The organism is Lysinibacillus sp. NPDC059133 (assembly GCF_042755925.1).
In the GTDB taxonomy this organism is placed as follows: Bacteria; Bacillota; Bacilli; order Bacillales_A; family Planococcaceae; genus Lysinibacillus.
Window position 1 is genome coordinate 1 of sequence record NZ_JBHZDH010000091.1, and the last position, 10,679, is coordinate 10,679.

At 39.3% G+C, this 10,679-nt stretch carries 7 protein-coding genes, 16 tRNA genes and 1 riboswitch; of the genes, 1 reads left to right on the top strand and 22 read right to left on the bottom strand.

Annotated elements, in window-relative coordinates; all coding sequences use genetic code 11:
• Positions 1-141: 141 nt before the first annotated feature.
• From ACFXN8_RS25465 to ACFXN8_RS25485, 5 genes are all read right to left on the bottom strand, one after another.
• A complete protein-coding gene (locus ACFXN8_RS25465; protein ID WP_386848209.1) occupies positions 142-831 on the bottom strand; it encodes an ABC transporter permease in 690 nt (229 codons plus the stop codon).
• Positions 824-1,747: an ABC transporter ATP-binding protein gene (locus ACFXN8_RS25470; RefSeq protein ID WP_376078375.1), complete on the bottom strand. Its 924-nt coding sequence runs from the start codon at positions 1,745-1,747 to the stop codon at positions 824-826. The genes ACFXN8_RS25465 and ACFXN8_RS25470 overlap by 8 nt, the downstream gene beginning before the upstream one ends.
• A gap of 137 nt (positions 1,748-1,884) precedes the next feature.
• Entirely contained in the window at positions 1,885-2,820 is a 936-nt protein-coding gene (locus tag ACFXN8_RS25475; RefSeq protein WP_386848212.1) for a sensor histidine kinase, read from the bottom strand.
• Positions 2,821-2,828: 8 nt separating this feature from the next.
• Positions 2,829-3,521: a response regulator transcription factor gene (locus tag ACFXN8_RS25480; protein ID WP_386848213.1), complete on the bottom strand. Its 693-nt coding sequence runs from the start codon at positions 3,519-3,521 to the stop codon at positions 2,829-2,831.
• 1,033 nt (positions 3,522-4,554) lie between these two features.
• A complete protein-coding gene (locus ACFXN8_RS25485) occupies positions 4,555-6,015 on the bottom strand; it encodes an amino acid permease (protein ID WP_386848210.1) in 1,461 nt (486 codons plus the stop codon).
• 86 nt (positions 6,016-6,101) lie between these two features.
• A riboswitch (Lysine riboswitch) is annotated at positions 6,102-6,278 on the bottom strand.
• Positions 6,279-6,453: 175 nt separating this feature from the next.
• Between ACFXN8_RS25485 and ACFXN8_RS25490 the strand changes: the two genes are divergently transcribed.
• Positions 6,454-7,662, top strand: a complete 1,209-nt coding sequence (locus ACFXN8_RS25490; protein ID WP_386848211.1) for a CynX/NimT family MFS transporter — start codon at positions 6,454-6,456, stop codon at positions 7,660-7,662.
• Positions 7,663-7,740: 78 nt separating this feature from the next.
• On the opposite strand, the gene ACFXN8_RS25495 is transcribed toward ACFXN8_RS25490, so the two are convergent.
• From ACFXN8_RS25495 to ACFXN8_RS25575, 17 genes are all read right to left on the bottom strand, one after another.
• On the bottom strand, positions 7,741-8,787 hold the full coding sequence (locus tag ACFXN8_RS25495) for a nitric oxide synthase oxygenase (RefSeq protein ID WP_376078364.1): 1,047 nt from the start codon (positions 8,785-8,787) through the stop codon (positions 7,741-7,743).
• 468 nt (positions 8,788-9,255) lie between these two features.
• Positions 9,256-9,327 (bottom strand) — tRNA-Glu (locus ACFXN8_RS25500).
• 1 nt (position 9,328) lies between these two features.
• A tRNA-Asn gene (locus ACFXN8_RS25505) sits at positions 9,329-9,405 on the bottom strand.
• A gap of 4 nt (positions 9,406-9,409) precedes the next feature.
• Positions 9,410-9,486, bottom strand: a tRNA-Ile gene (locus ACFXN8_RS25510).
• A 7-nt stretch (positions 9,487-9,493) separates the two neighbouring features.
• Positions 9,494-9,567 (bottom strand) — tRNA-Gly (locus ACFXN8_RS25515).
• A gap of 3 nt (positions 9,568-9,570) precedes the next feature.
• Positions 9,571-9,646 (bottom strand) — tRNA-Phe (locus ACFXN8_RS25520).
• A gap of 11 nt (positions 9,647-9,657) precedes the next feature.
• Positions 9,658-9,750: transfer RNA gene (locus tag ACFXN8_RS25525), tRNA-Ser, on the bottom strand.
• A gap of 12 nt (positions 9,751-9,762) precedes the next feature.
• Positions 9,763-9,838, bottom strand: a tRNA-Ala gene (locus ACFXN8_RS25530).
• A 13-nt stretch (positions 9,839-9,851) separates the two neighbouring features.
• Positions 9,852-9,928 (bottom strand) — tRNA-Pro (locus tag ACFXN8_RS25535).
• Positions 9,929-9,945: 17 nt separating this feature from the next.
• Positions 9,946-10,022 (bottom strand) — tRNA-Arg (locus ACFXN8_RS25540).
• A 15-nt stretch (positions 10,023-10,037) separates the two neighbouring features.
• A tRNA-Lys gene (locus ACFXN8_RS25545) sits at positions 10,038-10,110 on the bottom strand.
• A 15-nt stretch (positions 10,111-10,125) separates the two neighbouring features.
• Positions 10,126-10,200: transfer RNA gene (locus ACFXN8_RS25550), tRNA-Gln, on the bottom strand.
• Between the two features lie 10 nt (positions 10,201-10,210).
• Positions 10,211-10,286, bottom strand: a tRNA-His gene (locus tag ACFXN8_RS25555).
• Positions 10,287-10,333: 47 nt separating this feature from the next.
• Positions 10,334-10,407: transfer RNA gene (locus ACFXN8_RS25560), tRNA-Trp, on the bottom strand.
• A gap of 5 nt (positions 10,408-10,412) precedes the next feature.
• A tRNA-Tyr gene (locus ACFXN8_RS25565) sits at positions 10,413-10,496 on the bottom strand.
• 9 nt (positions 10,497-10,505) lie between these two features.
• A tRNA-Thr gene (locus ACFXN8_RS25570) sits at positions 10,506-10,578 on the bottom strand.
• Positions 10,579-10,591: 13 nt separating this feature from the next.
• Positions 10,592-10,667 (bottom strand) — tRNA-Asp (locus ACFXN8_RS25575).
• Positions 10,668-10,679 lie beyond the last annotated feature (12 nt).

A 10,679-nucleotide genomic window follows, 5' to 3' on the forward strand; every position in this document is an offset into this window, starting at 1 on the left:
TATCACAGGACGTGATGGTTTTAGCCTTCGTTCCTCTATTGCTGATCCCCAAGGAGTCGCCCAGTCTCCACTCCAATCAACTTATATATGGCATACGTTTTACCAATTGTCACCCCTACTACAATGCGCTATTTCTCTCCCTTAAATATCTATCTTCTCAATATTTCGAAATGATAAGTAGGCCACGCTTATACCGATAATAGCTAAAGTGATGGGTATGAAAATAATATCATACAAGGTGAAGTTACCCGAATTTGATGATACAACTGATACAATTAATATAGATGAAACAATCGTTGCCGGAATGGAGTATTTTCTCATACCGAAATACAATGGTATTAATGCAATGCATGATGCTGAAACTGCATTCATGATCACAGCGGGAATTCGTTGTATTATGAGAGATACCGATAATGTATCCGGAAGCAATTGGAAACTCTCACTAACAGCACAAAAAATCGCTGTGACAAAAATAGTCGATAAAATAATTGCACTAAAGGTAAAAAGAACAACAATGGCAAGCTTTGAAGCAATTAGTTTTTTTCTATTGATCGGGTACATAAATGCTACGGTGATAGTTTTATATTTAAATTCTCCAATAATAAACTTGGCGATTAACACACTAGCAAAAATAATAAATACTGCTCTTACACCTGAATCTATAAGGCTAAATGCCGTCTGATAAGTTCTAAAATCTTGATCCCCTTCTATTTTAGTGATAAATATAAGCATAAATATAATAGCTAATATCACAAAATTTGCGAAAACAGCTCGTTTTATATATGAACCAATATGGTATTTTTTCATTTCTAGCCGCATTAAATTAAGCACTAGCGACACCTCCATTGATTAGCTTTAAGAAGTAATCCTCTAATGAGCTTGTTTTTTTGCTAATGCCCTCAATTTCAATATCATGCTCAATCAATGTTTTAGATAGCACCTTTTGTGAAGCTGTCGATTCATAAATTCTAATACAATTGTCATCCATTAGTTTGAAATTAGTAATATTTAATTTACTTTCTATAATAAAGGCAGCCTTTTCCCCATCATTGACAGTCACTTCAATATAATCTGTTTGACTACGATTGACAGCGTCCATTGATACTTCCTTAATTAATCTTCCATCTTTAATAACCCCAACTGTATCTGCCAATTGTTCAATTTCACCCAATATGTGACTAGAGATCATAATGGTAATGCCATACTCTTTACAAAGCATCTTGAATAGCTCTCGAAGTTCTTTAATGCCGACTGGATCTAGTCCATTAATCGGCTCGTCTAAAATAAGTAATTCCGGCTTCGTAATAATTGCACGTGCAATACCCAATCGTTGTTTCATCCCAAGAGAAAAGTCTTTCACTCGCTTATTCTCCGTATTTGTTAATTTTACTAAATCTAGAACATGCGCAATTTCTTTCTTGTCATAATAGCCCATATATTCGCAATGTAATTCTAAGGTTTCCAGTGCTGTTAAATCTTCATAAAAAATCGGATATTCAATAATCGTCCCCATCCTTTTCAGCACTTCGTATGAGCGGTCGTGTAATTTCTCACCAAAGATTTCAATATCTCCACTCGTTGGCTTCGTAAGGTTAGTCAGCATTTTCATGACAGTGGTTTTCCCGGCACCATTAGGACCTAAAAAACCGTATATCTCTCCCTTTTTCACATGCATAGTAACAGCCGAAACGACTTCTTTCCCCTCAAACACTTTCGTAAGCTGATTTGTCTTCACAATATATGTCATGTAAATCTCTCCTTTAAATTTAACTATCCTTATTATAAAAAATGAAACTCTCTAATTTATTACTTGATTCTTACAAATTTCTTAAGCGCATAAGAAAAGCTTGTAAAGCAATTAAAATGCTCTACAAGCATGACTGCTCAGTATGTCATTCGTTTTAAAGAAACTGTAAAAATAGTCTTCTCATATGGGATACTGGAAAGCTGGATGGAGCCCTCCATTAATTCTACTAGACGTTTTGTAATCGTTAAGCCAAGACCACTCCCTTGGAAGGATTTATTTCTGGAATCCTCAAGCGTATACATTCTTTCAAAAACATTATCAATATGATATTCATCAATTCCCTTACCACGATCCCATACATCAATAAAAATATTCGTATCATCATTTCTTACTGTAAGTCCAATAATGTTTCCCGCCGCCCCATAGGCAATAGCATTTGACAATAAATTATTCAGAACCCTATCTAACGCTTCTTCATTGCCAAGTGCATTCAAGGATATCTCTGGTATTGCTATATCAATCTCTAGTCCCATCGACGTGATCATATCGTAAAATGATAAAATATTTTTCCGGCAAATTTCACTTACATTAATTTTCGTCATTGGATAATCTGTATCTCCAGCCTCCAATTTTGCCAGATCAAAAAATGTATGGATTATTTTTAATACTTCCAATGTTTTCGAATGAACGCCAGTGAGTAATCGTTGCCGCTCCTCGTCACTAAGTGCCTGATTAAGCTGCAGCATTTCCGTATAACCTAGTACAACTGTTAAAGGTGTTTTAAGATCATGTGATATATTGGCCAACATCTTTTTCATGGAGCTTTCCATTTTCCGATGCGTTACCAACACTTTTTGATTGTGGTCTAACAATGCATTCATCGTAATCAGTAACTGCTGTAATTCTTGATTAGCTGTCGATACTAAAACCTTTTCGCTCGACTGTTCATCAATGATTACTTGCAGTTTTTGATGCATGTATTGAATCGTAGCATCTTGTTGTTTTTTTGCTTTCACTTGAAAAATAATAATTCCTACGAGTAACACAATAATCAGTAATAGAAATATAATCATCATGATGTTTACCCTTCAAATTTATAGCCGATTCCCCAAAGCGTTTTAATATACCTAGGATTGGATGGATCGTCTTCAATTTTTTCGCGCAATCTTCTTATATGTACATTAATAATATTTTCATCTCCATAGTAAGCATCATTCCAAATCAATTGATATATTTGCTGCTTTGTAAAAACTCGATTACGATTTGTCACGAATAATTTTAAGATAGCAAATTCCTTTGATGTGAGCTTTACTTGTTGTCCATTCTTCTCAGCTGAAAAATTAATTAGGTCGATCGATAAGTTGTCTATCTCTACTATATCTTTCTTCTCCTCTACTTGACTGGAGTATTTCGTAGCTCTTCGAATTGCGGCTTTAACACGTGCCGAAAATTCCAGCATCGAGAACGGCTTGGCAATATAATCATCTGCCCCTAATCCTAACCCTAACGCTTTATCAACATCACTATCCTTGGCTGACATAATGATAATTGGAAGTGATGCTTGCTCTCGTATAATCTTTAAAACTTCTAATCCATTAAGCTTCGGTATCATAATATCCAAAATCACTAAATCAAAGGGTTTGTTTAAACAATATTGTAAGGCTTCTTCTCCATTTACTGCAGTGGTAACATGGAATCCCTCCATTGTTAAATAGCTTTCTACCATTTCACGAATGGCTTCGTCATCTTCTACTAGTAAAATATGCTTTTGCACGTTCATGCACCTCTTCCTAATATAAAGCAGTCTATATATGACTTGTCATTACTATGATCATCACCACAAAGAGGGGTTGATTTCCGTTCCAGCTGGGCGCTTTGTTGTTGCTGTCGCTACGCTTTCGCACAGATAAAACATTTGTTGCTGTCGCTACGCTTTCGCACAGATAAAACATTTGCCGCTGACGCTTCGCTTTCGCGCAGAGCAGAGCTTCCTGGGGGCGTCCGATGAGCCGCTTGGGGCAACAGATGTTTTTTGCGCGAAAGCGTAGTGCTAACGAAGCGTCAGCAGCAGGATGTTGGTCACGAAGGCGTTATCACAGGACGTGATGGTTTTAGCCTTCGTTCCTCTATCGCTAATCCCCAAGGAGTCGCCCAGCCTCCACTCCAATCAACTTATATGCATGGTATACGTTTCAACAAATGTCCTACCCAAAATTTGATGATGTGTTATTTATCTATCATTTTACCATATTAAGGTTGTGCACCAAAAGTGGGGACGATTCGAGAAACTAAAGTCCTCTTTTTATTCTCTCCAGTAATTTTATCTGAAGCCTAAAATGCAGATTTGTCATATGTATTGGTTGGTATATTGTTAGCAATAATCCAAATAATTTAGAAAGGACTGGAGAAATGACTTTTAGAAGGAATTACAGTTTTTTTCTATTGCATTTTGTATTATCGGATTGTTATTGTTTTATGCTAGTTCATTAAGTAAGAACGGTATTTTTTGGGATTTACTTTTATGTAGGTGCTCTACTTTGGATAATGAGTATATATTTTGGGATATCCGGAATTCGATCAAAACAAAAAGGTATATCTAAATATTTAAGATTACTCATCATTTTGCTTATTCTTGTCATCTACGGATCGATGATTGCAATTATGGGGGTACGAGGTTTTGGAGCTTAAAGATTAATCGTTCATTTGGAGTATTTTGATTGTACATCTAGAATTACAAATTTATTATTTAACTAAAAAAACTGCCCTGCAAGTCATTTTTATGACTCACAGGACAGTTTTATTTTTTATTATTCGACTTTTAAATCACATTGCTCTAATGGATGCATTTTTGTTTTATGCTTGATTTTATAGCCAAGCCATAAGAATAAGAACAGTGGAATACCGATATAGGAGACAAAGACTCCATACCAGTCTATTGTATTACCCATAAAGGCATTGTAGTTTTGTCCAATAACAACAATCATACAAACCGTAAAGGCAAATAGCGGGCCGAATGGGAATAGCCTTGCTTTATACGGCAGCAATTTCGGATCTAATCCCTGTACCTCGAACGCTCGACGGAAACGGTAATGGCTAAATGCAATTCCTAGCCAAGCAATGAAGCCAGACATCCCAGAGGCATTTAGAAGCCACATGTAGACTACACCATCACCAAAGAATGAAGCTAAAAATGCTAGGGAGCCTACAGCTAAAGTCGCCAGTAATGCGTAAATCGGAATACCTCGACGGCTTAGTTTAGCGAAAAATTTCGGTGCATGTCCATCTACTGCCAATTGCCAAAGCATACGAGAAGATGCGTACAGCCCTGAATTCCCTGCTGACAGCATTGCCGTTAAAATGATAGCATTCATCAATGAAGCAGCAAAGGCAATTCCTAAACGGTCGAACACCAGTGTAAATGGTGAAACAGCGATATCTTCAGATAGCAAACGTGAGTCTGTAAATGGAATCAGCAGCCCAATTGCACCGATCGCTAAAATATAGAATAAAAGAATTCTCCAGAAAACAGACTTAACAGCTTTCGGAATATTTTTACCAGGATCATCTGTTTCACCTGCTGTTATTCCAAGTAGCTCTGTCCCTTGGAACGAGAATCCAGCAGCTAAGAAAATACCAAATGTAGCAAGAAATCCACCGTGGAATGGTCCATCACTGATAAAGAAATTCGTAAAGCCTACCGGAGCGTTTCCTCCTAAAATACCAAAAATCATTAAGAAACTGATGATAATAAAAATGATGACAGTTACAACCTTTATCATGGCAAACCAATATTCACTTTCACCATAGCTTTTTACCGATAATAGATTGAACGTTAAAACGACAGCAATAAATAAAACAGTCCAAAGTGCTGATGAGCTATCTGGGAACCAATATTTCATAATTAATGATACAGCAGAAATTTCTGCCGCAATTGTAATTGCCCAGTTGTACCAGTAGTTCCAGCCAAGCGCAAAGCCTAGAGCTGGGTCTACAAATTTTGTAGCATACGTACTAAATGAACCCGATGATGGCATATAAGCTGCCATTTCGCCTAAGCTCGTCATTAAAAAATACACCATGATACCGATTAATGCATAGGCGAGTAGTGCACCGCCAGGGCCTGCTTGTGCAATGGCACCACCACTAGCTAAGAACAATCCTGTACCGATTGTACCGCCCAATGAAATCATTGTAATATGACGGCTTTTTAATTCCTTTTTCAGCTTAGGCGCTTTATGGCCGAGCTGATTGACTTTTATTTCACTCATGATATAGCTTCCTTCCTTTTATAAGAGGCAAAAAAATGCCATCACATGAACGTTGCTGTGATGGCTAAGTAAATCCTCTGTTCTTTCAAAATGATAGCTCAACACGTTGTTCAAACGTGACAGTTCTGTTCCTTTCGGAGACAGCCCCAGCATGAGGTTTTCAAGTCCCCTCACACTTCGGCGGTATTTCCTTTCAACTAATATCTCTAATGCTTGTCATTTCCATTAGCATACTCTTAAATACCGCGACCTCTACCTCATTATAAACATGAGGCATATAATTATTAAATTTACGATGGATATTATTCTAACATACAACCTATGACATTTCAATAACTCAAGTAACATTCTATATTTTATGAATTTTCTACTATTTTTATTATTGTGATAAAGTGGTATAGTGGTTCAATCATAATTGTTCTAACAGGGGGGATTTATTTGGCTACTCATGAACATACCGATACTTATCCTAGCAGGAAAATTAATTGGAAAGGTACAACCTTATTATTAGTTATCGGCGTAATTTGTATTGCCTCGACATTACGGATGCCGCTAACAGTTGTTGGACCTATTATTTCCTTTATCCGCGAAGACCTCGGCATATCCAATGTACTAGCGGGCTTTCTAACAACAATCCCATTGTTAGCATTTGCAATCATCTCACCTTTTGTACCAATTGTCGCACGTAAAATCGGGCTAGAACTAACATTATTTTTATCGACTATTCTTTTGGCGTTAGGGATTGTAATACGCTCCCTCGGAACAACTAGTTTGCTCGTATTTGGTACTGCGCTAATTGGTATAGCCATTTCATTCGGTAACGTACTTATTCCAGGATTGCTTAAACTGAAGTTTCCCTTTCACGTAGGTTTACTTATGGCATTTTTCACAATGTCGATGAATTTGACAGCTGGACTCGGTGCTGGCATTAGCTATCCTGTTGCCCATTCATCAATTGGCTGGCAAGGTGCACTGGCAGTCGCACTTGTTCTCGTGGCGTTAACTATTTTAATATGGATTCCACAGTTGAAATTTAATAAGCCTGAACCTAATGTTAAAACTACGAAAAAACGTACACCTTTATGGAAATCACCTGTTACTTGGGCAGTAGCGGGAACTATGGGATTTCAGTCATTATTATTCTATACAACCGCTGCTTGGATTCCTGAAATATATATAGCACAAGGATTAGCTGCAGATCGTGCAGGATGGATGTTTTCCATCATGCAATTTTCACAAGTCCCAATGGCATTAGCGGTGCCTATTATCGCTAGTAAAATGACATCTCAACGACCTCTCGTATTCATGTTTACGGCATTTTACTTAATTGGCTTTATCGGACTAGTGATGGAATGGACAAACCTCGCTATACTTTGGATGGTGCTACTAGGCTTAGCCGGAGGAGCTTCATTCTCATTAGCGATGATGTTCTTTACATTACGTACCCGTACCGCTTTTGAAGCAGCTGATTTATCAGGTTTTGCGCAATCATTAGGGTATTTATTAGCTGCAATCGGTCCAATCTTATTTGGTTATTTGCATGATTTATTTGGTGGCTGGAATACGGCTGGTTGGTTATTTGTTGTCGTAGTATTGATACTCTTCTTATGTTCATTTAGGGCTTCTAAAAATGAATATGTAAATTAAAAAAGGTAGCTCATGATCTTATTTCAGCAGATGTTTGGACACCCGCTGAAATAAGTTAACGTGAGCTGCCTTTCTCTATTAGTAAGGTGGTTTCTGATAAAAATAGTTCGGTGTATTGTAAACATTAACATAAGGCTTATGGTAAATATGAGTTGTAGCTGGAGAAAGGGGTGGAATCAACCATGTCCAATTGCCTGTAACCTCACGATTTGCTGCTGCTTCTGCTTCCTCAAACAATTTAAATTGCTGTGCAGCTGTATGATGATCTACAATGCTCACACCATCTTCTTTAAAAGAATGTAGAACTGCCATATTTAGCTCAACTAATGCTCGGTCACGCCATAAAGAAGCCTGTTTGGTTGTATCGAGGTTGAAAATTTCTGCTACAGCGGGCAGCATATTATAACGCTCATGATCTGCTAAATTACGTGCCCCAATTTCTGTACCCATATACCAACCATTGAATGGGGCTGCCTCAAAATCGATACCTGCCATTTGGAAGCGCATGCTCGAAATAATCGGCACTGCATACCATTTTAATCCTAGCTTCTCTACTTGTGAAGATTCAGGGTGGCGAATCGGTACCTCTAGTACATATTCGTCAGGGATTATAAACGCTTGTGGCTCTCTACCATCTACCTGTACAACAATCGGAAGTACATCAAATGCTGTTCTCTCACCTTGCCAGCCAAGTGATTCACATACTTTTGTAAACTCAACGGAATGCGGATCACCAACGATTCCAGATTCTGTTTCATAACCAGCATAGCGGATTAGCTGATGATTCCATATACGAACTCGCCCTGGTGCAAAAATCGTTATTGTTGGACGAATCTTCCCATCATTTGTGGCATATTGAATATGTTTAAGCAAAGCATTGAAGATATCCTCTTCATGTGAAATATCACGGGCATCTACAACATGCAGCGATTGCCAAAACAGTCGACCAATACACTTATTACTATTACGCCAAGCCACTCGTGCACCAAAGATTAATTCTTCCGTTGTCGGTATATATTCTCCAGCCGTTTTAATATGCTGTAATTTATTTTCTAGCCATGTTTTTGACTCGTTTTGCTCTACTTGATAAAGTTCTAAAAATCGTTGTACTTCATGTAAATTCATATCGAACTCCTCCATCTATCCTCATATTAGAGGAATGGAACTATTATCACCACGAAAAAATCTGCAAGAAAACATACATATTTTATATATGAAATACTTTGTTCAATTTTCCATATCAGCTCTTCTTTTTATAAAAATATGCCTTGGCATAATTGCTGCCCGAAATCAGGCTTTGTGCTCAAATGGAGTAGGTAAAAGATACATAGCTTCCTTTGAAGTGGTATTATAAAAATTTTGGGGAATTGCAGAGGGTAAATCGTTTTTGTATGCAGAAATAGATTAAACAAGAGGATATCTTCAGTTACATTTGCAATTTTGTTTATCATGATTAAGCCCTTCGCAATATTTAGGAATAGACGTTATGGCGTGTCCATTAGAAATAAAACTTCCTTAACGAGGGATAATCCTTTTTTGACTTATAGTTGGCATAAAAAAAAAGCATGTTGCACAAACGTGCAACATGCTTGATGACCCCTACGGGATTCGAACCCGTGTTACCGCCGTGAAAGGGCGGTGTCTTAACCACTTGACCAAGGGGCCGTGGCTCCGAAGGCAGGACTCGAACCTGCGACAACCTGATTAACAGTCAGGTGCTACTACCAACTGAGCTACTTCGGAATAATGGTGGGCCTAAATGGACTCGAACCATCGACCTCACGCTTATCAGGCGTGCGCTCTAACCAGCTGAGCTATAGGCCCATTATTTTGGAGCGGGTGATGAGAATCGAACTCACGACATCAGCTTGGAAGGCTGAGGTTTTACCATTAAACTACACCCGCAGATGGTGGGTCAGGACGGAATCGAACCGCCGACACTTAGAGCTTCAATCTAATGCTCTACCAACTGAGCTACTGACCCGAAAAAAAATATGGAGGAGGTAGAGGGATTCGAACCCCCGCGCGGTGTTACCCGCCTGTCGGTTTTCAAGACCGATCCCTTCAGCCGAACTTGGGTATACCTCCGTAATATATAAGTGGTGGAGCCTAGCGGGATCGAACCGCTGACCTCCTGCGTGCAAGGCAGGCGCTCTCCCAGCTGAGCTAAGGCCCCTTGTTAGGAAAGATGGTCGGAATGACAGGATTCGAACCTACGACCCCTTGGTCCCAAACCAAGTGCTCTACCAAGCTGAGCTACATTCCGATACTATTAGGCTTTTTTGGCGCGCCCGACAGGAGTCGAACCCATAACCTTCTGATCCGTAGTCAGACGCTCTATCCAATTGAGCTACGGGCGCATTTATAAAAAATGATGAGCCATGAAGGACTCGAACCTTCGACCCTCTGATTAAAAGTCAGATGCTCTACCAACTGAGCTAATGGCTCATATTAAAAAATGAATGGCTGGGGTACTAGGATTCGAACCTAGGCATGACGGAATCAAAATCCGTTGCCTTACCGCTTGGCTATACCCCAATTATTAAAATGGGGCGACTGATGGGAATCGAACCCACGAATGCCGGAACCACAATCCGGTGCGTTAACCACTTCGCCACAACCGCCACTATATATAATCACGGCAGTATTTGATAACGAGTACCTAGAAACCTGGCAGGGGCAGTAGGAATCGAACCCACACCAAAGGTTTTGGAGACCTCTATTCTACCGTTGAACTATGCCCCTAAAAATGGTGGAGGGGGACGGATTCGAACCGCCGAACCCTAAGGAGCGGATTTACAGTCCGCCGCGTTTAGCCTCTTCGCTACCCCTCCAAGGGATGATGCCGGCGATAGGAGTCGAACCCACGACCTACTGATTACAAGTCAGTTGCTCTACCAACTGAGCTACACCGGCAAAAAAAAAAAAATGGCGGTCCCGACCGGGATCGAACCGGCGATCTCCTGCGTGACAGGCAGGCATGTTAACCGCTACACCACGGGACCATTTTGGTTGCG